The organism is Xylanimonas ulmi (assembly GCF_004216535.1).
Classification (GTDB): domain Bacteria; phylum Actinomycetota; class Actinomycetes; order Actinomycetales; family Cellulomonadaceae; genus Xylanimonas; species Xylanimonas ulmi.
Window position 1 is genome coordinate 263,009 of sequence record NZ_SGWX01000001.1, and the last position, 23,985, is coordinate 286,993.

The 23,985-nt window shown below is 75.8% G+C and carries 19 protein-coding genes; 11 read left to right on the forward strand and 8 right to left on the reverse strand.

What is annotated here, in order from left to right; translation table 11 throughout:
• Window positions 1–165: 165 nt before the first annotated feature.
• Both EV386_RS01130 and EV386_RS01135 read left to right on the forward strand, forming a co-directional pair.
• Window positions 166–3,393: a glycosyltransferase family 2 protein gene (locus EV386_RS01130; RefSeq protein ID WP_165399801.1), complete on the forward strand. Its 3,228-nt coding sequence runs from the start codon at window positions 166–168 to the stop codon at window positions 3,391–3,393.
• Between the two features lie 2 nt (window positions 3,394–3,395).
• Window positions 3,396–4,982 (forward strand): DUF5719 family protein, encoded by a 1,587-nt coding sequence (locus EV386_RS01135; RefSeq protein WP_130411564.1) that lies wholly within the window; start codon window positions 3,396–3,398, stop codon window positions 4,980–4,982.
• A 28-nt stretch (window positions 4,983–5,010) separates the two neighbouring features.
• On the opposite strand, the gene EV386_RS01140 is transcribed toward EV386_RS01135, so the two are convergent.
• The gene (locus EV386_RS01140) at window positions 5,011–5,562 is read right to left on the reverse strand and encodes a metallopeptidase family protein (RefSeq protein ID WP_423218951.1); all 552 of its coding nucleotides are present in this window, start codon (window positions 5,560–5,562) and stop codon (window positions 5,011–5,013) included.
• 214 nt (window positions 5,563–5,776) lie between these two features.
• Between EV386_RS01140 and EV386_RS01145 the strand changes: the two genes are divergently transcribed.
• Window positions 5,777–6,136, forward strand: coding sequence for a DUF3499 domain-containing protein (locus tag EV386_RS01145; protein WP_130411566.1), 360 nt, complete (start codon window positions 5,777–5,779; stop codon window positions 6,134–6,136).
• 40 nt (window positions 6,137–6,176) lie between these two features.
• Here the strand turns inward: EV386_RS01145 and manA are convergent, their stop codons facing one another.
• On the reverse strand, window positions 6,177–7,415 hold the full coding sequence (gene manA, locus EV386_RS01150; RefSeq protein ID WP_130411568.1) for a mannose-6-phosphate isomerase, class I: 1,239 nt from the start codon (window positions 7,413–7,415) through the stop codon (window positions 6,177–6,179).
• Between the two features lie 83 nt (window positions 7,416–7,498).
• Here manA and EV386_RS01155 point away from each other — a divergent pair, with 83 nt between their 5' ends.
• From EV386_RS01155 to EV386_RS01165, 3 genes are all read left to right on the forward strand, one after another.
• The gene (locus EV386_RS01155; protein ID WP_130411570.1) at window positions 7,499–9,031 is read left to right on the forward strand and encodes a phosphomannomutase/phosphoglucomutase; all 1,533 of its coding nucleotides are present in this window, start codon (window positions 7,499–7,501) and stop codon (window positions 9,029–9,031) included.
• Window positions 9,028–9,246 carry a Trm112 family protein gene (locus EV386_RS01160; RefSeq protein ID WP_130411572.1) on the forward strand — a complete coding sequence of 73 codons (219 nt, stop codon included), beginning with the start codon at window positions 9,028–9,030 and terminating at the stop codon, window positions 9,244–9,246. The genes EV386_RS01155 and EV386_RS01160 overlap by 4 nt, the downstream gene beginning before the upstream one ends.
• 88 nt (window positions 9,247–9,334) lie before the next feature.
• Window positions 9,335–11,764 carry an HAD-IC family P-type ATPase gene (locus EV386_RS01165; protein ID WP_130411574.1) on the forward strand — a complete coding sequence of 810 codons (2,430 nt, stop codon included), beginning with the start codon at window positions 9,335–9,337 and terminating at the stop codon, window positions 11,762–11,764.
• A gap of 7 nt (window positions 11,765–11,771) precedes the next feature.
• On the opposite strand, the gene EV386_RS01170 is transcribed toward EV386_RS01165, so the two are convergent.
• On the reverse strand, window positions 11,772–13,007 hold the full coding sequence (locus tag EV386_RS01170) for an MFS transporter (protein WP_242607773.1): 1,236 nt from the start codon (window positions 13,005–13,007) through the stop codon (window positions 11,772–11,774).
• Window positions 13,008–13,155: 148 nt separating this feature from the next.
• Here EV386_RS01170 and ahcY point away from each other — a divergent pair, with 148 nt between their 5' ends.
• The 3 genes from ahcY to EV386_RS01185 all read left to right on the forward strand — a co-directional run bounded on the left by ahcY (window position 13,156) and on the right by EV386_RS01185 (window position 16,777).
• Window positions 13,156–14,670, forward strand: coding sequence for an adenosylhomocysteinase (ahcY, locus tag EV386_RS01175; protein ID WP_130411578.1), 1,515 nt, complete (start codon window positions 13,156–13,158; stop codon window positions 14,668–14,670).
• Between the two features lie 107 nt (window positions 14,671–14,777).
• Window positions 14,778–16,091 carry a sensor histidine kinase gene (locus tag EV386_RS01180; RefSeq protein WP_130411580.1) on the forward strand — a complete coding sequence of 438 codons (1,314 nt, stop codon included), beginning with the start codon at window positions 14,778–14,780 and terminating at the stop codon, window positions 16,089–16,091.
• A gap of 26 nt (window positions 16,092–16,117) precedes the next feature.
• Window positions 16,118–16,777, forward strand: coding sequence for a response regulator transcription factor (locus EV386_RS01185; RefSeq protein WP_130416694.1), 660 nt, complete (start codon window positions 16,118–16,120; stop codon window positions 16,775–16,777).
• A 22-nt stretch (window positions 16,778–16,799) separates the two neighbouring features.
• On the opposite strand, the gene EV386_RS01190 is transcribed toward EV386_RS01185, so the two are convergent.
• Window positions 16,800–17,618, reverse strand: coding sequence for an RDD family protein (locus EV386_RS01190; protein ID WP_130411583.1), 819 nt, complete (start codon window positions 17,616–17,618; stop codon window positions 16,800–16,802).
• A 77-nt stretch (window positions 17,619–17,695) separates the two neighbouring features.
• Here EV386_RS01190 and EV386_RS01195 point away from each other — a divergent pair, with 77 nt between their 5' ends.
• Together EV386_RS01195 and EV386_RS01200 are read left to right on the forward strand one after the other, a co-directional pair.
• Window positions 17,696–18,685 (forward strand): stage II sporulation protein M, encoded by a 990-nt coding sequence (locus EV386_RS01195; protein WP_130411585.1) that lies wholly within the window; start codon window positions 17,696–17,698, stop codon window positions 18,683–18,685.
• Window positions 18,686–18,794: 109 nt separating this feature from the next.
• Window positions 18,795–19,721, forward strand: coding sequence for a cation diffusion facilitator family transporter (locus EV386_RS01200; RefSeq protein ID WP_130411587.1), 927 nt, complete (start codon window positions 18,795–18,797; stop codon window positions 19,719–19,721).
• 20 nt (window positions 19,722–19,741) lie between these two features.
• Here EV386_RS01200 and EV386_RS01205 read toward each other — a convergent pair whose 3' ends face one another.
• The 4 genes from EV386_RS01205 to EV386_RS01220 are packed head-to-tail and all read right to left on the reverse strand — an operon-like array spanning window position 19,742 to window position 23,983.
• Window positions 19,742–21,127, reverse strand: coding sequence for a DUF58 domain-containing protein (locus EV386_RS01205; RefSeq protein WP_130411589.1), 1,386 nt, complete (start codon window positions 21,125–21,127; stop codon window positions 19,742–19,744).
• Window positions 21,124–22,140, reverse strand: coding sequence for an AAA family ATPase (locus EV386_RS01210; RefSeq protein ID WP_130411591.1), 1,017 nt, complete (start codon window positions 22,138–22,140; stop codon window positions 21,124–21,126). The genes EV386_RS01205 and EV386_RS01210 overlap by 4 nt, the downstream gene beginning before the upstream one ends.
• Window positions 22,137–23,327 (reverse strand): DUF4350 domain-containing protein, encoded by a 1,191-nt coding sequence (locus EV386_RS01215; protein WP_130411593.1) that lies wholly within the window; start codon window positions 23,325–23,327, stop codon window positions 22,137–22,139. The genes EV386_RS01210 and EV386_RS01215 overlap by 4 nt, the downstream gene beginning before the upstream one ends.
• Window positions 23,324–23,983: a DUF4129 domain-containing protein gene (locus EV386_RS01220; protein ID WP_242607775.1), complete on the reverse strand. Its 660-nt coding sequence runs from the start codon at window positions 23,981–23,983 to the stop codon at window positions 23,324–23,326. Before EV386_RS01220 ends, EV386_RS01215 begins: the two co-directional genes overlap by 4 nt.
• Window positions 23,984–23,985 lie beyond the last annotated feature (2 nt).

The following is a 23,985-nucleotide window of genomic DNA, read 5'->3' on the forward strand; positions in this document are numbered from 1 at the left end:
GGCCAAATCCCGCGATCCGGGGCCCCGCCGCCCGATGATTCACAGGCGATGACAGCTCCCGACATGACCCAGGTTCGCGGCCTGCCACCGGAGGAACGTCCGGGCGGCGGCGCCGCACTCGATGTGGTGCACGCCCTCACCGGCGCGATACCGCAGGTTGTGGCCGTGACGGCAGTCGTGGTCACCCGTGGGCGCAGTCCCTTCCTGCCCACCACGCTGGCCGCCCTTGCCCGCCAGGACCACGCGCCCGACGACGTCGTCGTGGTCGACGTCGACGCGCCACGATCGACCGGATCGACGCTCGGCCTACGCCTCGAAGGCGCGCGATTCGTGGCCGCCGAGGGTGCGCGCACCTTCGGCGAGGCCGTCGACATCGCGCTCGCGGCGGGCGTCGCGCCCACCGATGGCTGGCTGTGGCTGTTGCATGACGACTCCGCGCCCGACCCAGGGGCCCTCGGCGTGCTGTTGCGCGCGGTCGAGCACACCAAGGCCGTCGCGATCGCCGGCGCCAAGCAGCGGCGTTGGCCCGTGGCCGACGACGGGAGCGTGCTCGACCCGTTCGCCGAGCCCGGCCGCGGCGTGCTCGTGGAGGTGGGTCACACCGTCTCGCCCCTCGGGCGGCGCATGACGGGCATCGACGACACCGAGATCGACCAGGGACAGCACGACGCGCGCGAGGACGTGCTCGCCGTCGGGCTGGCGGGCGCACTGGTCCGCACGCGCGTGTGGCGGGAGCTGGGCGGCACCGACCCCGAGTACGGCCTGTACGGCGACGGCCTCGACCTGTGCCGCCGCGCCTGGCGCGCGGGCCACCGCGTCGTCGTCGTGCCCGAGGCGGTCGTTCGCCACGCGCAGGCCTCGCTGCTGGGCGTGCGCGGCGCCCAGGGGCGCACGCCCGACGAGGGCGCCTCGTCGGGCGCTCGCCGACGCAGCCAGCTGCACCATCGGCTCGTGCACGTGCCGGGCGCGCTGCTCGTGCCCGCGATCCTCGGAATGCTGCTGTGGGCGCCGTTCGCGGCGATGTACCGGCTCGCGCTCAAACATCCGGGGCGCGCGCGCGACGAGATCGTCGCCGCGCTGTGGAACGCCGTCCGGCTCGGGCCGCTCATGCGCGCCAGGCGGAGGGCCGCGCGCACCTCGACCCAGCCGCGCCGTGCGCTGCGACCACTGCTGGCCACCTGGCGGCAGGTCTACTCCGAGCGGCGCGACGTGCGGCTCTCGCGCGCCGAGGCGAACCGCACGAGGTGGGCGCCGAGCGAGCTCGAACGCGCCGAGCTGCGCCGCATCGCGCTGCGGCGCCGCGCGGGGCTGACGGTCGCGCTGCTCGCGACCGGTGGGCTCGCCGTCGCCGTCTTCGGAGCGTGGCAGGGCGTGCTCGCCCAGGGTGGCCGCGTCGTGGGCGGTGCGCTGCTGCCCGCGCCCGGTGGGGCCAGCGATGTGTGGACCGCCGCCACCTCGGGCTGGGTCGCCACCGGCTTGGGCGCGCGCGTCCCCGCCGACCCGCTGCTGCTGCCGCTGACCGCGCTGTCGTGGCTCGCGGGCGGGTCGCTGCAGACCGCCGTGAATCTGCTCGTGGTGAGCGCGCTGCCGCTCGCCGCCCTCGGCGCGTGGTTCGCCGCTGGGGCGCTGACGCGCTCGACGTGGCCGCGCCTCGTCGCGGCGCTCGCCTGGACCGCCGCCCCGGCGTTCCTCGACTCGCTTGCGGCGGGCCGCCTCGGCACGGTGCTCGCGCACCTCACGCTGCCGTGGGTCGCGCTCGCGCTCGTGCGCGCCGTGGGCGCGCAGGCGCGCGACGAGGTCGACGTGCCCGAGTCCGCCAACCCTGACCCCGAGGCGCGCAGCCGACAGCGCTGGCGGCGCGAACGCGCCCGCCACGGCTCGCTGGGCGCCGCCGGCGCCGCGGGTCTGCTGCTGGCCGTCGCCGTGTGCGGCGCCCCCGTGCTCCTGCCGGTCGCCGCGGTGGCCGTGCTCGTCGCGATCGTGGCGGCGCCGCGCGGACGGCGCAAGCTGCCGCTCGCGCTCGTGCCGGCGCTCGCCGTCGGCGCGCCCTTCTGGCTCTTGGTGGTCCGCACCTGGTCCGACGGCGGCTGGCGTCTGCTGTTCGCGGAGCCGGGCGCCGACGTCGCGTCCCAGGCCGCGCCGACGGGGTGGCAGCTGCTGCTCGGGCAGGCCCAGGCGCCGGGCGCGTGGTTCGGCGCGAGCGACGGCGCCCACCCCGTGCTCCACGCGGCCGCGCAGATCGCCCCCTATGTGCTCGGTGGGATTCTGCTCGTGCTGGCCCTCGCCGCGCTGGTGCGCCGGCGCGTGCTCGCCGGAACCCGCACGGCCTGGCTCCTGGCCGCGATCGGCCTGGTGGCGGGAATGGGCGCCGTCGCCGTGGGGCAGTGGCCGGGCGTCGGCGCGAGCGTCGTCCTGCTCGGGCTGGGCGGAGCGGCCCTGCTGGGTGTGCCGGCGCAGCGTGAGGCGGTCGCCGAGCGCACCCGGTGGTCGCGCGTGCGCTCAGGCGCCGTGGCCCTCGGCGTCGGCGCGCTCGTGCTGCTGCCCGGGGCGGGCGCCGGCTCGTGGGCGTGGGGGGCCGTGGACGGCCGCGACGTGGGCGACCTGCGCGCCACGGCCACCCCCGTCGTACCCGCGGTGGGCCAGCAGATCCAAGGCGCCGGGCGCGGCGCCCGCGTGCTCCAGGTCACCCGTGACGAGCAGGGTGTGCTCGGCTACGCGCTCCTGCGCGCCGACGGGAGCGCACTCGTCGACTCCTCGGTGGTGGTGCGCGCGCGTGACGCGGGCGTCGTCGTCGGCCCCGAGCGCGCCGGCCGCGCACGCCTCGACGCGCTGGTCGCCGAACTTGGCTCAGGGCAGGCGCCCGGCCTGGCCGCGCGGCTCGCCGACGTCGGCGTGGGCGCCGTCCAGGCGCCCCCCGACGCCGACCCCGACCTGGTGACGACACTCGACATGGTGCCCGGACTGCAGCGCGTGACCGAGGGCGCCGGGACGCGGCTGTGGCGGGTCGCCGTCGCCGACGAGCCCGCCCCCGGTTGGGCGCGCGTGACCGACGGCGCGCCGACGGCGAGGGAACGTCCGACGACGCTCGCGGTGCTGCCCTCCGACGGCCGTTCGGTGCGCACCGACGCGCCGGCCGCGTCGTCGCCCGACCAGGAGCGCACCCTCGTGCTCGCCGCGGTCGCCGACTCGGGCTGGCGTGCCACGCTCGACGGGCGCCGTCTGCCCGTGGTGGAGGCCGATGGGCTCCAGGCGTTCGCCATGCCCGCCGAGGGCGGCGCGCTCGTGGTCGAGCACGTCACCTCGCGCCAGCCGTGGTGGTTCGCCGCGGCCGGCGCCGTCCTGCTCGTGTACGTGCTGCTGGCCCTGCCTGTCGGGCGCCGGCGGGGGAGGTGACCATGGCCCGCTCGTTCCTGCGCGCGCTCGGCGCGACGTCGACGGCGGCCGTCGCCGTCGGCGCCGTGGCCGTCGCCACGCTGTACGCCGGGCCGTGGGCCAGCGCGCTCGACGGCGCCGGCGCGCACGAGGGCGACGGCGTCCGGCAGGTCGGCGTCACGCCCGCACCCGTCCAACTCGTGTGCCCGCCCGCCGCGACGCTTCCGGAGGGGGCCGACGTCGGCGACACCCAGTTCTCCGCCGCCCCGGTGAGCACGACCTCGTCGCTCGCGGCGGGTGTGCTCTCCGCCGGGGACACCGGCGCGCGGTGGGGAGCGCTCGGCGGCCAGGGCGCGGCGCTGACCGTCGGCGCGGACGCCGCGGCGCACGTCGGCGACCCCGGAGCCGCGGGCAGCGTGCTGCAGGCCCAGCCTGTGGCGGGCGCGCCGTTCCGCGCCGCGGCGGCCCAGGCGTCGGTGACGACGGGCGGCGACCTGCGCGGCCTCGCGGCCGCATCATGCGCGGCGCCCGCGATCTCGCAATGGATCGTCGGCGGCAGCACCGAGGTCGGCTCGACGGCGGTGCTGACCGTGCAGAACCCGAGCGCCAGCACAGCGACCGTGACGCTCGACGTGTACGGACCCGCCGGCAAGGTGGCCCTCGGCAGCCAGGGCGCATTCGTGCTCGGCGCCGGTCAGTCGGCAACGACCCGCATCGAGGCCGTCGCGCCCGACCAGCGGCGCGTGGTGGTGCACGTGACCTCGACGGGCGCGCGCGTCGCGGCGAGCCTGCAGGTCCAGAGCCTCGACGGACTCGTGCCGCAGGGGGTCGACATCCTGACGCCCGGCGCGGCGCCGTCGACCTCGGTGGCGATCGCCGGGCTGCTGTCGGGCGGCGAGGCGCTCGATGACCCGCGCGCGCCGGTGCTGCGTCTGCTCGCCCCCGACGACGGCGGCACGGCGCACGTGAGCATCTACGGCAAGGACGGCCTCGCGCGACTGCGCGGCGCCGAGAGCGTCGCGCTCGAGCCGGGCGTCGTGACCGACCTGCCGCTCGGCGGCCTCGCCGCCGGGGGGTACGGCATCGTGATCGACGCGGACGTGCCGGTGCTCGCCGCCGCGAGCCTCACGCGCAGCGGGCCGGTGCCCGACGACGCCGTCGTCCAGGGATTGCCGTACGACGTCGCGTGGCAGGCGGGCCAGCCGCTGCCCGATCCGGGATTGGGCGCGCAGGCCGCGCTGCCCGGGGGGACCTCGGCGGTCGTCGCGGTCACCGCCGTTCCCGACGAGCGCGGCGCCACCCCGCCGTCGGGCAAGGCCAGCGCGGTCGTGCGCGTCTACGGCAGCGACGGCTCGGCGCTCGGCGAGCAGACCCTCACGCTCGACGTGGGGACCGTCGCGCGCGTCCCGGTCACCTCGATCGCCCCGCACGGCACGCCGGCCCTGGTCGTCGTCGACGCGGGCGAGGACGACCGGATCGCCTGGGCCGTGGAGCTCACGGCCGAGGACGGCAGCGAGCAGAGCGAGCGCCTGGTGGCGTCGTTGGCGCCGACGGCGTCCGTGCCCGCGCCGGGCGCGGCCAGCGTGCGCGAGGTCGACGCGCAGGGGTGAGCGCGATGCGCGCGCCCGGCCTGGCGGCTCAGCGCCCCTCGAAGTGCGGGTCGATCTCCTCGGGTGTGCGCGCCAGCAGATGGGCGACCTGCTCGACGACGACGTCGTGCACCAGGTCGGCGAGGTCCTCCGGATCCTCGGCGCGCAACTCGATCGGCCGTCGGTAGACGACCACGCGCGCGGGCTGCCCCGACTGGGCGGGGAAGCAGCGCCCGAGCGGCACCCCGCCGTCCTCCCAGGGCGCCGGGTCGGAGGGCGGCACGTCCTCGACCGCGAACTCGGTTCCCGTGAGCTGGCGCTCCCAGTCGTGCTCGACGTCCTCGACCGCGTCGAGCACCAGATCGTCGAACTGCTCGGCGCGCGTGCGGTGCGCGGGCAGACCCGGAGGCATCAGCGGGCCGCGTGGCCCGCGTCCGCGGCGGTCGCGCCGTCGGACGGGCAGGGCGGACAGGTCGGCCCGCGACGGCGCGGCGGACGCGTCGAGGTCAGGGGCTGCGCCCGTCCCCGTGCGCAGTCGACGCGAGTGCCCGTGCGGTCGCGGGGTCGGCGACGAGCCGCGCGAGGAGCCGAAAAGTCCCACGAGTGTGAGCCTACCGATCCGCCTGGGCCAAGGAGCGCGGAGGCGTCACCACGTGGCGCGACCGTGCGGGGTGGTTTCGACGGGCTCAACCGCCGGATGCGGCGCCACCACCGGTGGTTGAGCCTGTCGAAACCACGCTGGGGACGCAGGCGGGCAGCGCCTCGTGCGGCGTGGGGCGCCCGCCAGGGGGCGGTGCGGGGCGTAGTCTCACGCCGTGAGATCGGTCAGGCAGTGCTCGCGCACGGCATGCCAGCGTGCAGCCGTCGCGACCCTTACCTACGTGTACGCGGACTCGACCGCGGTGCTCGGCCCGCTGGCCCAGCACGCCGAGCCGCACAGCTACGACCTGTGCGCGGAGCACGCCGAGCGGTTGACGGCGCCGCGCGGCTGGGAGGTCGTGCGGCTGACGCCGCAGTACGCGGACGCCGGGCCCACGCCCGACGACCTGTCCGCGCTGGCCGAGGCCGTGCGCGAGGCGGGACGCGTGCGCCGTCCGGTCGAGCCCGAGCAGGGCTCGGTCGAGACCTCCCGGCGCGGGCACCTGCGCGTGCTGCGCGCGGACGGCGCCGAGTAGAACGACGGCGAGTAGACCGACGGTCGGGGCCGTGCGCGCGTCAGGGAACCCAGGCGCAGGCCACGAGGCCTGATCCCTCGACCGACGCCGCGCCGGCGTCGTGGGCGACGAACACCGACCCGCCCCGGCCCAGTTTCGTTCGCCCCCCGGCGTCGACCACCTCCACCTCACCATCGAGGCAGATGACCGTGCGCGGACCCGTCGGCGCGAGCGGCACCGACTCGGACTCGTCGACGTCGATGAGCGTCAGCGCGAACTCACGCACCGGCGGGCGGAACGTCACCGACTGTCCGCGCGATCCGGCGAGGTCCAGGTGCGGCGCCAGCGGTGGGCGCGGTTCGAAGGACGCCGCCTCGAACAGCGCCGCCTCGTCGACATGTTTGGTGGTCAGGCCCGCGCGCAGCACGTTGTCGCTGCTGGCCATGACCTCGACGCCGAGCCCGGACAGGTACGCGTGGATCTCGCCCGCGGCGAGGAACAGCGCCTCGCCCGGCTCGAGCGTGACGCGGTTGAGCATGAGGGACGCGATGGCGCCCGGGTCGCCGGGGTGCTCCTGGGCGAGGCGCAGCACCGTGGCGTCGGCGCGGCCGAAGCGCGATCCCGCCTCGGCGCGGGCGCGCACCGACGCGATGGTGCGCTCGAGTTGAGCGGCGCAGGCGTCGTCGTCGCGCGCCGCGAGCAGGCGCGAGAACGCCGCACGCAGGCCGCGCGCGGACCGGTCTCGCGCGAGCTCGTCGCGCACGGCGTCGACCAAGGGGCCGTCGAGCCCGTCGAGCAGCGAGGTGATGCTGCGCGGGTTGCGGAACCCGGCCAGCGCCTCGAACTGTGAGACGGCGACGATGAGCTCGGGCTTGTGCTGGTCGTCCCGGAACGAGCGGTGGGGTGCGTCGAGCGGGACGCCGCGCGCGTTCTCGCGGTTGAACCCCGCGCGGGCCAGGTGCGGCTTGGGGTGAACCTGCAAGGACAGCGCACGGTCTGCTGCGAGCACCTTGAGCAGGTACGGAAGCCGCGGCCCGTACTCGTCCGAGACGCGCTTGCCGAGCATGCGCTCGGGGTCAGAGCGGATGAGCGCGTCGAGCGGCTCCGTCGCGCCGTGGCGGTCGCGGGCCAGCGACGGTGCGCTCGCGTGCGCCCCCAGCCACAACTCGGCGGCGGGTCGCCCGTCCGGCGCGTCGCCCAGCAACTCGTGCAACTGCGTCCCCGAGCCCCAGTCGTAGTGCTGGATCGGGTTGTCCAGCGTGTAGACCGAGCGCCCGCGAGGCTCGTTCGTCGTCGTCATATCGCCGCCCACTCTCCCATACGCCCGCGCGCGGGCGGACGTCCTGGCCGACCGGCGGACCGCGCCCGGCATAGGCTGGGCCGGTGACCGTCGACCTCACCTCGATCATCAAGGCCTACGACGTGCGGGGCACCGTCCCCGACCCGTTCTCACCCGCCGTCGCCGAGGCTGTCGGCGCCGCGTTCGCGCGCGTCGTCGTGCTGCCGCAGCCCGGGGAGGCGGGACGGCGTCCCGAGGTCGTCATCGGCAACGACATGCGCGACTCGGGCCCCGCCCTCGTCGAGGCGTTCGCACGCGGGCTGACCGCGGCGGGCGTCGACGTCCTGCGCATCGGCCTGTGCTCTACCGACGGCCTGTACTACGCCTCGGGCGTGCGCGAGGCGCCGGGGGCGATGTTCACCGCCTCGCACAACCCCGCGATCTACAACGGCATCAAGCTGTGCCGTCCCGGCGCCCGCCCGGTCGGCGAGGAGACGGGCCTGGCCGAGGTCCGCTCGCTCGCGCAGCAGTTCCTCGACGAGGGGCTGCCGGACCCGGTCGCCGAGCTCGGGACGGTGCGCGAGGCCGACCTGCTGGGCGACTACGCGGCGTTCCTGCGCTCCCTCGTGGACCTGTCGGGCATCCGCCCGCTCAAGGTCGTGGTCGACGCCGGCAACGGCATGGGCGGGCACACCGTCCCCGCGGTGCTGGGCACGGGCGCGGGGCTGCCCGCCCTGCCGCTGGACATCGTGCCGCTCTACTTCGAGCTCGACGGGTCGTTCCCGAACCACGAGGCCAACCCGCTGGAGCCGGCCAACCTGGTGGACCTGCAGCGCGCCGTCGTCGCGCACGGCGCCGACCTGGGCCTGGCGTTCGACGGCGACGCCGACCGCTGCTTCGTCGTCGACGAGCGCGGCCGCGCGGTCTCGCCGTCGGCCGTGACGGCGCTTGTGGGGCTGCGCGAGCTGGCCAAGGAGAAGGCGGCGGGCCGCGAGGCGAGCGTCATCCACAACCTCATCACCTCACGCGCCGTGCCCGAGCTGCTGACGGCCGCCGGCGCGACGACGGTGCGCACGCGCGTGGGCCACTCGTTCATCAAAGCGCAGATGGCCCAGCACCAGGCGGTGTTCGGAGGCGAGCACAGCGCGCACTACTACTTCCGCGACTTCTGGTTCGCCGACACCGGCATGCTCGCCGCGATGCACGTGCTCGCGGCGCTCGGCGGGCAGGCGCACCCCATGTCGGCCCTGTCGGAGATGTACGAGCCGTACGTCGCCTCGGGCGAGATCAACTCACGCGTGGCCGACGTGCCCGCGGCCCGCGCGCGGGTGCTCGACGCGTACCTGGCCGCCTACCCCGACGTCGAGGTCGACGAGCTCGACGGCGTGACCGTCTCGCACTGGGAGGGGCAGCCGCGCTGGTGGTTCAACCTGCGCGCGTCGAACACCGAGCCGTTGCTGCGCCTGAATGTCGAGGCGGCCGACGAGGACATCATGGAGAAGGTGCGCGACGACGTCCTCGCGCTCGTGCGCGCCGAGCCCACTGCGGCGGTCGAGCCGAGCCCGGCAGTCGAGCCGAGCCCGGCGGTCGAGCCGAGCCCGGCGGTCGAGCCTGTCGAGACCCCGGAGGCGAAGTGACCGCCGAGATCGACCCCTGGGTCCGCGCGATCCTGCGCTGCCCGGCGACGGGCGCCGAGCTGGTCGACGGCGTCGGCCCGACCGGCGAGCCTGAGCTGCACTCGACCGACCCGCAGCGGCCCCTGGCCTACCCGGTGCGCGAGGGCATCCCGGTGCTGCTGGAGTCGGACGCGCGCCGGTTGGCGGCGCCGGCCGCGCCGCCCGCGGGGGCCTGACCGGCCGCTGCGGGCGGACGCCGTGCGGATCGGGTCAGCGGTGTCGCTTGAGCACGGCCCGCGGGCCGGGTGGCGATAGGTTCACGTCGTGGACGTCGCACTCACCCCCCTCGACGGACTGAGCGCCGCCCAGGTCGCCGAGCGTGTCGCCGACGGTCGCACCAACACCGCGGCGCGGCTGCCGAGCCGCACGATCGGGCAGATCGTCCGGGCCAACGTCCTGACGCCGTTCAACGGGCTGCTCGTCTCGCTGTTCTGCGTCATCATCGCCACGGGACGGTGGCAGAACGGGTTGTTCGTCGGCGTCGTCGTCGCCAACTCGGTGGTCGGCATCGTGCAGGAGGTGCGCGCCAAGCGGACCCTTGACCGCCTGGCCATGCTCACCGCGCCCACCGCGCGCACCGTGCGACAGGGTGTCGTCGCCGAGCGGCCCATCGAGGACGTCGTGCTCGACGACCTGCTGGAGCTGCGGGCGGGCGACCAGGTGCCCGCCGACGGCGTCGTGCGGGCGAGCGTGGGACTCGAGATCGACGAGTCGCTGCTGACGGGTGAGTCCGACCCCGTGCCCAAGGCCGAGCACGACGAGGTGCGGTCGGGCTCGATCGTCGTCGCCGGGACGGGGCGCGCCCAGGCCACGCGCGTGGGCGCCGACGCGTATGCGGCGCGGCTGGCCGCCGAGGCGCGGCGCTTCTCGCTGACGCGCTCCGAACTGCAGGCGGGCACCAACCGGCTGCTGCGCTGGATCTCGCTGCTCATGGTCGTCGTCGCGCCGATCCTCGTGTGGAGCCAGTTGCGCAGCCCCGACAACCAAGGGTGGCGCGACGCGCTCACCGGGGTGGTCGCGGCGCTCGTCGGCATGGTGCCCGAGGGGCTCGTGCTGCTGACCTCGCTCGCCTTCGTGCTCGGGGTCATCACGCTCGCACGGCGCAGCACACTGGTCCAGGAGTTGCCGGCCGTGGAGGGACTCGCCCGCGTCGACGTGGTGTGCCTCGACAAGACGGGCACGCTCACGCACGGTGACATCGTGTTCGACCGGATCGAGGTCGTCGGGAGCGACGGCGCGCCCGGCGACGTGTCCGGCGCGCTCGGGTTGTTCCGCGACGACGCCAACGCGACCGGCGCCGCCATCGCGGACGCGTTCGAGCCGAGCCCGTGGCCCGTGATCGGGGCCGTCCCGTTCTCCTCGACGCGCAAATGGGCCGCGGTCTCGGTCGCGGATGCGACCTGGGTGCTCGGCGCCCCCGAGCGGGTGCTGCCCGGGCCGGTGAGCGAGGCGGCGCGCACCACGCTCGCCCGCGCGCACCAAGTCGCCGCCGCCGGCAGTCGGGTGCTGGTCCTGGCCCGCGCGCCGCGCACGCCCGCCGCGCCGCCGCCCGAGCCCGCCTCGTCGCCGCCCGGGCCCGCCGTGCCGCCGTCCGAGCCGGTGGCGCCGGCGCTGCCCGACGGGCTGGAGCCCGCCGCCCTCGTCGTGCTCGCCGAGCGCCTGCGCCCCGACGCCGCGCGGACGCTCGCGTACTTCACCCAGCAGGGCGTCGCGCTCAAGGTCATCTCGGGCGACAACCCGCGCACGGTCGGCGCGGTCGCCGCGCGCGTCGGCGTGCCGGGCGTGTCGGGGCCCGACGACGCCGTGGACGCCACGCAGTTGCCCGAGGACCCGCAGGCCCTGGCTGACGCGCTGGAGGGCGCGAGCGTCTTCGGGCGCGTCACCCCGCAGCAGAAGCGCGCCATGGTGGGCGCGCTCCAAAGCCGCGGCCACGTCGTGGCGATGACCGGCGACGGCGTCAACGACGCGCTCGCGCTCAAGGACGCCGACATCGGTGTGGCGATGGGCTCGGGCGCCGCCGCGACGCGCGCGGTCGCCCAACTCGTGCTGCTCGACGGCCGCTTCGCGCACCTGCCCGAGGTCGTGGCCGAGGGGCGGCGCGTGATCGCGAACATCGAGCGCGCGGCCAACCTGTTCCTCGTCAAGAACGTGTACGCCCTCGTGCTGGCGCTCAGCGCCGCGGTCTCGGGCAGCGCCTTCCCCCTTGAGCCCATCCAGCTCACGCTCATCTCGACGCTGACGATCGGCGTGCCGGGGTTCTTCCTCGCGCTCGCGCCTAACCACCGGCGCTATGTGCCCGGGTTCCTGCGGCGCGTGCTGCGGTTCGCGGTGCCGGTGGGCGTGCTGGTGGCGGCCTCGGCGTATGCCGCGTTCCGCGTCGCGCAGGTGGTCGAGCCGGGCACGAGCGCGGTCGAGGCGCGCACGGTCGCGACCATCGTCGTGCTGCTGATCGGGCTGTGGACCGTGGGCGTGCTGGCCCGCCCGTTCAACCGATGGAAGACGCTGCTCGTGGTGGGTCTGGCGAGCCTGGGCGCCGCGGCCGTGCTGGTCCCGGTCGTCTCCCAGCACGTGTTCCTGCTCTCGGTGACCCCGATGCGCCTCGCGGTCGGCCTCGGGCTGGGCGCGGTGGGCGCGGGGCTGGTCGAGGTCGCGCACCGCGTCACCGCGCGCGTGGGCGCCCGCCGTGTCGGCTGAGGCCCCCTCAGACCTGGATGCCCGCGGCGCGCCGCGTCGTGCGGTTGGCGTGCGGCGTCCAGCGCGGCACCCAGCGCGCCAGGGCCAGCGCCGCCGTCGGGCTCAGCACGCCCACGGCCCAGATGCCCGCGGCGAGCGAGCCGAGCGCCGCGCCCGCCGAGACCACGAGCGGTCCGGCGGCTGAGCCCGTGTCTTGCAGCACGCGCCACAGCCCGAGGAACTGGGCGCGCCCGTGCGCGGGTGAGGCGTCCGAGCCGAGCGTCATGAGGATGCCCGAGCCGATGCCGTTGCCGAACCCGAGCGCCATCGCCACGGCGGTGAGCGAGGCGACGCCGCCCGTGAACGGCAGTGCGATCAGCGCGACCCCCATGAGCAGCATCGACGGGATCGCGATCCAGTTTCGGCCCATGCGGTCCATGACCTTGCCCGCTGGGTAGAACAGGAGCATGTCGACGCCGCCGGCGACGCCGAAGATGACCGAGGCCACCGCCGGCTCCAGGCCCAGGTGCTCGCCCCACAGCGGGATGACGGTCTGCCGGGCGCCGCGCACCAGGCCGACCAGCAGGCACGCGATGCCGAGCGTCGCGAACAGCGACCGGTGCTCGCGCAGCACCGAGCCGAGGGTGGCCCGCTCGGGCGCGGGGGAGGGGGTCGCGCCGCGTGCGCCGTCGTCGTCGGGCACGACGACGACGGTGACGGCGGCCGCGAGCGCGACCACCGCGCCGAGCCAGTACGCGCCGGCCAGGCCGACGCGGTCGATGGCGAGCGCGCCCGCGAACGGGCCGACGAATTGCCCGATGCGATGCACCCCGCCCATGGTCGACAGCACCCGAGCGCGTCGCAGCGGCGGGGTGACCTCGGTGAGGTAGGAGTGCCGCGCGAGGTTGAACACGGCCCCCGCGGCGCCGAGCGCGAGCACCGCGACCGCGAGTTGCGTGAGGCTGGTCGCCAGCGCGGCCAGGACGAACGCGCCCGCCCCCACCACTCCCGCCAGGATCATCGCGACCCGGTCTCCCACCCGCGCGGCCAGCGCGCCGGCGGGCAGGTCCGCAGCGATCGTGCCGACCGGCAGCAGGGCCGCGACCACGCCGGCCACGGCGAGCGAGGAGCCCAGGGCCGTGGCCGTCGGCGCGACGACGGGCAGCAGCGCGCCCACCCCGACGTCGAACAGGAAGGCGGGCACGAACGCGCCGAGGACCACGGTGCGCAGCGGGAAGAGCGGGGTGTCGGCTGAGGAGGGCATCGGTGCCATCATCGCGCGCCCCGGGAGCGCGAGGCCGCCGGTGTCCAGCGCGGCGACCCGGCAGCCGGGGTGGGTAGTCTGGTGCGCGAGCGCACACGGGAGCCCCCAGCGCACGCTGACCGACACCTGTCCCTCGGAGGTAACACCCGTGTCCACCGCGCAGTTCGACGAGGTCCCGGGCCGCTACAAGGTCCGCTCCCTCGCGCTGGCCGAGTCCGGCCGCCACCAGATCCGCCTCGCCGAGCACGAGATGCCCGGCCTCATGGCGCTGCGCGCCGAGTTCGGCGCGTCCAAGCCGCTCGCGGGCGCCCGCATCGCCGGGTCGCTGCACATGACCGTGCAGACCGCCGTGCTCATCGAGACCCTGGTCGCGCTCGGCGCGCAGGTGCGCTGGGCGTCCTGCAACATCTTCTCGACGCAGGACGAGGCCGCCGCGGCCGTCGCGGTCGGCCCCGACGGCACGCCCGACGACCCCCGCGGCGTGCCCGTGTTCGCCTGGAAGGGCGAGACCCTCGAGGAGTACTGGGACTGCACCGAGCAGATCCTCGTGTGGCCGAGCGAGTCGGGCGACGACGGCGCCGAGCGCCGCGGCCCCAACATGATCCTCGACGACGGCGGCGACGCCACCATGCTGGTGCACCTGGGCCTGCAGTACGAGCGCGCCGGCGTCGTGCCACCCAACACGCTGCCGGGCGAGCCCGACCACACGCACGAGATGAACGTCGTGCGCGACGTGCTGCGCCGCGCGCTGGAGGCCGACCCGCTGCGCTGGACCGAGATCGCCGTCAGCATCAAGGGGGTGACCGAGGAGACGACGACGGGCGTGCACCGCCTGTACCACCTGGCCGAGGCCGGCGAGCTGCTCTTCCCGGCCATCAACGTCAACGACTCGGTGACCAAGTCGAAGTTCGACAACAAGTACGGCATCCGCCACTCGCTGCCCGACGGGATCAACCGCGCCACCGACATCCTCATCGGCGGCAAGGTTGCGTTCGTCGCGGGCTACGGCGACGTCGGCAAGGGCGCCGCGGAGGCGTTCCGCGGGCAGGGAGCGCGCGTCATCGTCTCGGAGATCGACCCGATCTGCGCGCTTCAGGCCGCCATGGACGGCTTCCAGGTCGCGCGCATCGAGGACGTGCTCGACGAGGCCGACTTCTTCATCACCACGACCGGCAACAAGGACGTCATCCTCGCCGAGCACATCGTGGCGATGAAGGACAAGGCCGTGGTCGGCAACATCGGGCACTTCGACAACGAGATCGACATGGCCGGGCTGGCCAAGGTCCCGGGCGTCGTCAAGACCGAGATCAAGCCGCAGGTCCACGAGTGGACTCTCCCCGCGGGCAAGTCGGTGATCGTGCTGTCGGAGGGGCGCCTGCTCAACCTGGGCAACGCGACCGGCCACCCGTCGTTCGTCATGTCCAACTCGTTCTCGAACCAGACGATCGCGCAGATCGAGCTGTTCCTGGACGCCGCGAAACCCGAGGGGGAGCGCCAGTACGAGCGCCAGGTCTACCGCCTGCCCAAGGTCCTCGACGAGAAGGTGGCCCGCACGCACCTGGACGCGCTGGGCGTGCGCCTGACCGAGCTGTCGAAGGAGCAGGCCGAGTACATCGGCGTGCCGGTCGAGGGCCCCTACAAGCCCGAGCACTACCGGTACTGACCCCACCGCGCGGCGCCGCCGCGCCAGGGCGTCACGGGGGTTGTCCCCCGGCGCCGACGGCGGCGCTCCCGGTGGGCGCCGGCGTCGGCGCGCGGAAGGCTGAGGGCATGAGGACACCTTTCGCGGCGCTGTTCGCGCGCCGCACATGGCGCGCGTACGGGTACCTGTGGGTCATGCTCCTGATGGCGCCGTTCGGGCTCGCGTACACGCTGCTCGTCCCGGCGCTGTCGGCCGGTCTGCTGGTCACCGTGGTGGGGTTGATCGTGCCCGGCGGGCTGGTGCTGGGCGCCCGCGGATGGGGCGGCACCCACCGCGCGCTGGCCCGCGCAATGCTCGACGAGCCGGTCGAGCACCCGCCCGCGTTCGTCCGCCCACGCGGATGGTGGCGCGCGCTCGGCGCACGGCTGTTCGACCCCGCGGGCTGGCGCGCCCTGCTGTTCCTGGTGCTCGCCCTCCCGCTGTCGATCCTCAGCCTCGTCGTCTCGACGGTGTTCCTCGCCGTCGGCGCCGGTGGGCTCACCTACTGGCTCTGGCTCGGGTTCCTCCCGCTCCAGCGGGCCGGCGACGGCACGTGGCGCCGCGGCATCACGTTCGGCGCCAACTGGTTCGCCGACACCCCGCCGCGCATCGCGCTCGTCTCGCTCGCCGGGCTCGCGCTCCTCGCGCTCTGGCCGGTGCTCACGCGGGGGTTCGCCGGGCTGTTCCGCCTTCTGGTGCGCGGCCTGCTGGGCCCGACGGCGAACGCCGTGCGCGTGGCCCAGCTGCGCGCCGCGCGGGCCGCCGCGGTCGACGACGCCGACACGCGCCTGCGCCGCCTCGAACGCGACCTGCACGACGGCACACAGGCGCGCCTGGTCGCCGTGGCCATGCAGCTCGGTGAGGCGCGCGAGCACCTCGCGGCGGGCGGCGACCCGGCGCTCGCGGCCGAGCTGCTCGCCTCCGCCCACGCCTCGTCCAAGGACGCGCTGGGCGAGCTGCGCGAGATCGTGCGCGGCATCCACCCACCGGCGCTCGACGACGGACTCGTCGTCGCGCTCGAGACGCTCGCCGCGCGCACCCCACTGCCCGTCACGGTCGACGTCGACCCCACCATCGAGGCCCGCGGGGCACTCGCCCCCGCGGTGCGGTCGATCGCGTACTACACGGTCGCCGAACTGCTCACCAACGTCGTCAAGCACGCGGGCGCGAGCGGGGCGTACGTGCTTCTGGAGCGGGTCGACGACCGGACGCTGCGCCTGCGGGTGCGCGACGACGGGCGCGGCGGCGCCGTCGTCGTCACGGGCGGCCAGGACGGGCGGCACACCGGCCTGGCTGGGCTGGCCGAGCGGGTGGCGACAGTGGACGGCGCGCTGCGCCTGACCAGCCCCGCGGGCGGGCCTACGGTGGTCGACGTGACGCTGCCGACCTCCACGCCGACGTGACGCCCCGCCTCGAAGGCGCGACGCGCCTGCGCGTGGTCATCGCCGAGGACTCCGCGATCCTGCGCGACGGCCTCGCCGCGCTGCTGGCCCGTCGCGGGCACGACGTCGTCGCGGTCGGCGACGGCGAAGCCCTCGTGCGCGAGGTCGCGCTGCGGGACGCGGGCGGCGACCTGCCCGACGTCGTCGTCGCCGACATCCGCATGCCCCCGACGTTCACCGACGAGGGCATGCGCGCCGCGACGGCGCTGCGCGCGGCGCACCCCGGGCTGCCGGTGCTGGTGTTCTCGCAGTACGTCGAGATGCGCTACGCGGCGCAGCTGCTCGCCGCGGGGGCGGGCGGGATCGGGTATCTGCTCAAGGACCGCGTGGCCGACGTGAGCGACTTCCTCGACGCGCTCGACCGCGTCGCCGGCGGGCAGACCGTGCTCGACCCCGAGGTGGTCACGCAGCTCATGGGGGCGTCGGCGGCGGGCGACGCGGGGCTGGCGCGCCTGACACCACGCGAGCGGGAGGTGATCGGCCTCATGGCCGAGGGGCGGTCCAACGGGGCCATCGCCGAGCGGCTGTACCTGTCCTACGGAGCAGTCGAGAAGAACGTCGCCTCGATCTTCGCGAAGCTCGGCCTCGAGGCCGACGCAGCCGACCATCGTCGCGTCCTGGCGGTGCTGCGCTACCTGGGCGCCTGAGCGCGGACCCCGCCGCGGGCGCTCAGGTGCGCGGGTCGGGAATGGCGTAGGGGAGGCGGTGCAGGGCCTGTGACTGTTCGGCGGCGCGGTCGCGGTCGCGCAAGCCGCGATCCAGCTCACGGTCGCGACGCTCGTACAGGACGGCGTGCAGAAACGCCTCGGCCGGCGTGCCCACCGGCGGAGCGGGCGCCACATAGGGCTCGACGCGTGCGGCCAGGTCGTCGGCGAGCGAGGCGCGCGAGGCGGGCGCCAGGCGCGGCGCCCGGTCGATCATGCGCCGGGCCGCCAGCGCGAGGCCGTCGGGCAGCCGCCGCATGTCGGCGGTGCGCGCCCATCCGGCCAGTTCGGGCGGCATCAACAACGGCGACGTCCAGCCCTTGCCCCCGCGCACGCGGATCGCGTACGTGCCCGCGACCATGTCACCGAGCCGCTTGCCCTTGGCGTTGGCGAGCGAGGCGATCAGGGCCACACCACCCAAGGTCAGCCACAGCTCGGCCACGCCGACCAGCGCCCGCACGAGCGCGTGCCGGAGCCGGACGGGGCCGCCGTCGTCGCGCACCACGCGCACGCCCGTGGCGAGCTTGCCGACCGAACGGCCGCGCGTGAGGGTCTCAACCGTGACAGGCAGTGCGACGAACGCCGTCACCATGAGCGCGACGCCGCCGGCCTGCGCCCACCGCGCGTCGATCTGCGAGAGGCCGAACCCCGCCGCGAGCGTGACGGCGATCAGGAGCGCGACCGTCACGAGCGCGTCGAGCAGCCCGCCGAGCGCCCGGGTGAAGAACGAGGCCGGGCGCGCGTCGAGCACGACACCCTCGCCGATGAGGATTCCGTCGTGCACCTGCGCCTCCCTGGTGGCGGTGGCCATCTCGCGGCGCCGCGTCCGGCGACGAGACGTCCTGTGGCAGGGTAACGGGCGTGGACCTCGACGCCTTCACCACCGTGCACACGCCCGCGTGGGAGCGCCTGGCCGCCCTGGTGCGCCGACGACGGCTCGACGGCGCCGAGGCCGACGAGCTCGTGCGCCTCTACCAGGAGGTCGCGACCCACCTGTCGACGATCCGCTCGGCGGCGCCCGACCCGGTGCTCGTGACGCGTCTGAGCGACCTGCTGACGCGGGCGCGCGCCCGCGTCGGCGGCGCGCACGACCCGGCCTGGTACGACGTTGTGCGCTACGCCGCCTGGACGGTGCCCGCGGCGCTGTACCGGGTGCGGTGGTGGACGCTCGGCGTCGTCGTCGCGTTCCTGGCCGTCTCGATCGTTGCCGGGGCGCATGTGGCGACCGACCCGGACGCGCTCGCGGCGATGGGCACGCCCGCCGAGCGCGAGCAATACGTCAATGAGGCGTTCGCCGCCTACTACGACCCCGGCGCCTCGTTCGCGGCGATGGTGTGGACCAACAACGCGTGGATCGCCGCGCAGTCCGTCGCGCTCGGCATCACCGGGATCGGGCCGGTCTACGTGCTCGCACAGAACGCGCTCAGCGTCGGAGCGATCGGCGGCATGATGGCCGCCTACGGCGAACTCGACACATTCCTGCAGCTCATCGCGCCGCACGGGCAGCTTGAGGTGACCGCGGTCTTGGTCGCGGGGGCCGCCGGGCTCAAGACGTTCTGGGCGATGATCGACCCCGGTCCCCGCAAGCGCGCGACCGCGTTGGCGCAGGAGGGGCGCGCCCTGGTGACCTGCGCGGTCGGGCTGGCCGGGGCGCTGGCGCTGTCAGGGCTGATCGAGGGCTTCGTCACCGGTTCGGCGCTGCCGTGGTGGCTCAAGATCGCCATCGGGACCGTCGCGCTCGCCGCATTCTGGGCCTACGTGCTGGTGTGGGGGTCGCGGGCCGTCGCCGCTGGGCAGACGGGCGACCTGGACACCGACCGCGCGGGCGCGGTTGCGCCGACGGCGGGCTGAGTCCGCCCCGGGCGTGAGCGGGTGACCGGCCGCGCCCCGCGGCCATACCATCGCCGCATGGCAGGAGAGCGCGAACGCTGGAGCGTGCGATGAGCGGCGGTGTCGCCTGATGGGCGGGCACGCGCACGCGCACGGGCCGGACGCCCACGCGCCCGACCACCGGCGCGGCCTCGCGATCGCGTTCGCCATCACCGCCGCCATCCTGGTCGCGCAGGCCGTGGGCGCGCTCTGGACCGGATCGCTCGCGCTCATGGTCGACACCGCGCACATGCTGACCGACGTCGCCGGGCTGGGCATGGCGCTGGCCGCCGCGTCCCTGAGCCTGCGCCCGGCCACGGCCCGGCGCACCTGGGGCCTGCGCCGCATCGAGGTGCTCGCCGCGGGCGCCCAGGCGGCCGTCCTGCTCGCCGTCGGGGTCTACGTGCTGATCGAAGGGGTCCGGCGGCTCGCGGACCCGCCGCAGGTGCCCTCGACCGAACTGGTCGTGTTCGGCGTCGTCGGACTGGCGGGCAACCTCGCGTCGCTGCTTGTGCTGCGGGCGTCGCGGTCGGCGTCGCTCAACCTGCGCGCCGCGTTCCTCGAGGTGCTCAACGACGCGCTCGGGTCGATCGGCGTCATCGTCGCGGCCGTCGTGATCGCCACGACGGGATGGCAGCGCGCCGACGCCGTCGCGGGCCTGCTCATCGGGGCGCTTATCCTGCCGCGCGCCGTGCGGCTGCTGGTCGAGACCGGCAACGTGCTGCTGGAGTCGACGCCCGCCGGTCTCGACCTGGACGAGGTGCGCGCCCGGCTGCTGGAGGTCGAGCACGTCGTGGCCGTGCACGACCTGCACGCCTCACTCGTCGCGACCGGACTGCCGACGCTGTCGGCGCACGTGGTCGTGGCCGACTCCTGCTTCCAGGACGGGCACGCGCCGCAGATCCTCGACCGGCTGCAGGAGTGCGTCGCGACGCGGTTCGACGTTGCCGTCGAGCACTCGACATTCCAGTTGGAGCCGTCCGTGCACGCCGGGCACGAGGCGCCGTCGCACCTGTGACCGCTGGACTCGCGGCGCGGCTACAGGCGGCCGGCCGCTTTGAGCGCGAGGTAGACGTCGGCCAGGGCGGGCGGCAGGTCGTCGGGCAGGGCCTCGAGCACGTGGGCCCCCTGGCGGCGCAGCACGTCGCAGACCGCGGCCCGCTCCAGGTCGCCGCGGGCGGCCGCGGCGGCGTCGTAGACCGCCTCGGGCCCGCGGCCCGCGCGCAGCGCCGCCACCTCGGCGTCGGCCACCCCCGCGACGACGACCCGGTGTGTGCCGGCGAGCTGGCTGACGACGGTGAGCAGCCCGGTCTCGACGGCGGCGGGGTCGAGCGCGGTCAGCAGCACGACGAGCGCCCGCTGCGGCGCGTGCGCGCGCACCTGGCCCACGAGCCCGGGCCAGTCGGTCTCCAGCAGCCGCGGCTCGACGCCCGCGAGCGCGTCGGCGAGCTCGGGCAGCAGTCGCCGCCCCGAGGCCCCCGCCACGCGGGCGCGCAGTGTGCGGTCGTAGGCGAGGACCTGCACACGGTCCCCGGCGTGGTCGGCGAGCGCGGCGAGCAGCAGCGCAGCCTCGATCGAGGCGTCGAGCCGCGGGGCCGCGCCGCCCACGCGGGTGGCTGCCGTGCGACCGGTGTCGAGCACGATGAGCACGCGCCGGTCGCGCTCGGGCCGCCAGGTCCGCACGACGACGTCCGCGCGCCGCGCCGTGGCCCGCCAGTCGATCGACCGCACGTCGTCGCCCACGACGTAGGCGCGCAGCGAGTCGAACTCGGTGCCCTCGCCGCGCACCTGCACGGCCGAGCGCCCGTCCATCTCGCGCAGCCGCGCGAGCCGGGAGGGCAGGTGGCGGCGCGAGGCGAACTCGGGCAGCACCCGCAGCCGCACCGGAACCTCCAGCGTGGCCTGCCGCGCGGCCAACCCGAGCGGCCCGAACGAGCGCACCGTGACCGGGCCCGCGGGGCGGTCCCCGCGGCGGCGCGGGCGCAGCGGCGTGGCCAGGCGGGTCCCGTCGCCGTCGCGCAGCCGGACGCGGTGGCGTGCCGTGCGCACGGTCCGCGCCGACGCGGCGGCGACAGGGCCGGCGGCGTCGGAGACCCCCGCGTCGGACGCTCCGGCGTCGGAGGTCTCCGCGTCGGATGTGGCGGCGACCGACGGCGGCCACGCGTCGCGCACCAGCGCCCGCAGTGTGCGCCCCGAGTCGTTGACGACAGTCAGCTCGCACGTCGCTCCCTGCCCGAGCCGCACCGACGTCGGAACCTGGCGGGTGAGCGCCACGCGCCGCGGCGAGGCCGCCAGCAGCGCGTCGGCCCCGCACGCGAGCGCGACGACGGCGGCCCAGATCACGACCGTCCCGGGCGCCGGCCACAGCGCGACCGGCACGATCCCGGCGACGGCCAGCAGCGCGGCCCGACCGGTGAGGGTCACCGGGGCACCGGAACCGTCGCGAGCACCGAGGACAGGATCGTCTCGGCGGTCACGCCCTCCAGCTCGGCCTCGGGGCGCAACTGGACGCGGTGGCGCAGCGTCGGGTGGGCGAGCGCCTTGACGTCGTCGGGGGTCGCGTAGTCACGCTTGTTGAGCCATGCCCACGCGCGCGCGGTCGCCAGCAGCGCCGTGGCGCCGCGCGGTGAGACCCCCAACGAGAGCGACGGTGACTGGCGGGTCGCGCGGCACACGTCGACGGCGTAGCCGAGCACCTCGGGGGCCACGGTGACGCGGCGCACCTGCGCCCGGGCCTCTGCAAGGTCCGCCGGGCCCGCGACGGCGCGGATCCCGGCCGCGGCCAGGTCACGCGGGTCGAACCCGGCGGCGTGCCGGGCCAGGACCTCGACCTCTTGCTCGCGCGGCGGCACGTGGAGCACCACCTTGAGCAGGAACCGGTCGAGCTGCGCCTCGGGCAGCGGGTAGGTGCCCTCGTACTCGACCGGGTTCTGCGTCGCGACCACGACGAACGGGTCGGGCAGCGGGCGCGGCGACCCGTCGACCGAGACCTGCCGCTCCTCCATGGCCTCCAACAGCGCCGCCTGTGTCTTGGGGGGCGTGCGGTTGATCTCGTCGGCCAGCAGCAGGTTGGTGAACACCGGCCCCTCGCGGAACGAGAACTGCGCGGTGCGCGCGTCGAACACGAGCGAGCCGGTCACGTCGCCCGGCATGAGGTCGGGTGTGAACTGCACGCGCTTGGCGCCGAGGTCGAGCGATGCCGCCAGCGCGCGCACCAGGAGCGTCTTGGCCACACCGGGCACTCCCTCGAGCAGCACATGGCCCTGGCACAGCAACGCGATGAGCAGGCTGGTCACGGCGCCGTCCTGGCCGACGACGGCCTTGCCGACCTCGGCGCGCACCCTCGTCAGGGCGCTGCGCACGGCCGCATCCGGCGCTCCGGGCGCGGCGGGGGTCTGCGCCTCCGGGCCGCCGGTGGTGTCCTCGGGATGGGTCACGGTCGGTGAACCTCGCTCTCCAGCTCGTCGAGCCGCCGGGCGAGCGCGGCGAGCGCCGCGTCGTGGGCGGGTGGGGGTCCGTACAGCAGGTCCGCGACCTCGTGCGGGTCGCGGGTGGTCGCCCGCACGACGGCGTCGGCGAGCGTGGCCTTGTCAGCGGAGCGCGGCACGCCGAGGCGCCCGGCCATGCGGTCGGCCGACGCCGCCCGCAGCGCCGCCGCGGCGTGCCCCCGGGCGCGAGCGCGCCGGTACAGCCGTCCGCGCCCTCGCGTCGCCTCGGCCGCGGGCACGATGACGGGCAGGTCTTCGGTCACGAGCGGTCCCAAACGGCGAGCGCGCCACAGCGCGACGACGATCGCGCACAGCACCGCCCACCCGGTGACGGCCCCGGCCCACCAGGGCAGCACGCCGCCCCCGGCGCCGACGCCGTCGCCCGTCGAGAGGTCGAACGGGTCGGGCACGAGCCACACCAGCCGCTCGTTCTCGCCGAGCAGTCGCAGTGCGAGGGCCGCATTGCCCTGCTCGGTCACGTTGGCGTTGCGCAGCAGCGCGGGGTCGCCGACGGCGGTCACGGTGCGGGCGCCGTCGCCGCCGTCGCCGCGCACCTGGACCAGTGCGACGCTCTCGCCCGCGGAGTAGCAGGCGGTCACGGCGCCGCCCGTCGACGGCTCGCCGAGCTCGAGCGTGGCGTCGAGCGCGACGGCGCCGGCCGCGCGCGCCGCGGGCAGGTCGCACGCCGGGTCGAGCACGCCGGCGGCGGGCAGGATCGCCAGGTCGGCCGCCCCACCGGTCGCCAGGCGCAGCAGTGTGCCGCCCGGTCCGACCAGGACGAGGTCGGCCGGCACGTCGGCGAGCGCCGCAGCCTGGTCGTCGCCGAGCAGCGGCGCCGGCGTCACCAGGAGCGTCGTTCCCGGCTCCGCGGCGCGCACGGCCTCCTCGACGGTCGTGACGTGCCGCACCTCGACACCCTGGCGCGAGAGCACCTGCGCGAGCGCCCGCGATCCGGTCGGCGCCGCCGAGTCGGGGGCGTACGGCGTGTCGGACGTCTGCGGGCGCGTGACGACCAGGAGGGCGACCGTGATCGCGAACACCGCGAGGACCAGCGCGGTCCAGCGCACGCGCCGCCAACGGCGGCCTGCGCGCACGACGGCGGTGGTCCCGTCGCCGACGACGGTCGCGGTGCTCATCGCGGCCCTCGCAGGGCGGCGGGGGAGAGGCGGGCGGCGCGCACGTGGGCGTCGAGCTCGCGCATCGACGCGGCGTCGGCGGCCGAAGCCCCGTGCGCGCCGTAGACGACGTCGTCGAAGAGCGTCGCCGCGGTGCGCAGGGCCGCAGCGTGCGCGGGCAGCCTCGCTCCCGCCGCGGCCGCGGCCTCCTGGGCGGTGCGCCCGGGCCTTTCGTCGAGCGCGGCGCGCTCCTCAAGCCCGCGCACGACGGCGCGGAACCCATCGGCGACGGCCGCGGCCCAGTCGCCGCGGGCGGCCGCGGCGTCGGCGGCCGCGCGCAACTGCGCGGCGGTGCGGGTGTCGTCGTCCAGCACGACAGGCCCGGCGACGCGGCGTGTGCGCGCCAGGCGCACCGGCCCGGCGACCCAGCGCGCGACGAGCAGCACGAGAACGACGACGACGACGGCGCCCAGCAGCACCTGCCAGGGCGGCGCCGCGATCGGGTCCAGGGTGTCGAACAGGCCCGTGAACCATCGCCACAGCCGCTCGAGCAGCGAGGGCGGCGTCGCGTACTCGGGATGGGCGAGCTCCTCGACCAGCCACCGACGCGCGGTGTCGCGGTCGGGCGTGACGGGCACGTCGGTCAGCACCATGCCGCCCCACGCGCCCGCCAGCACCG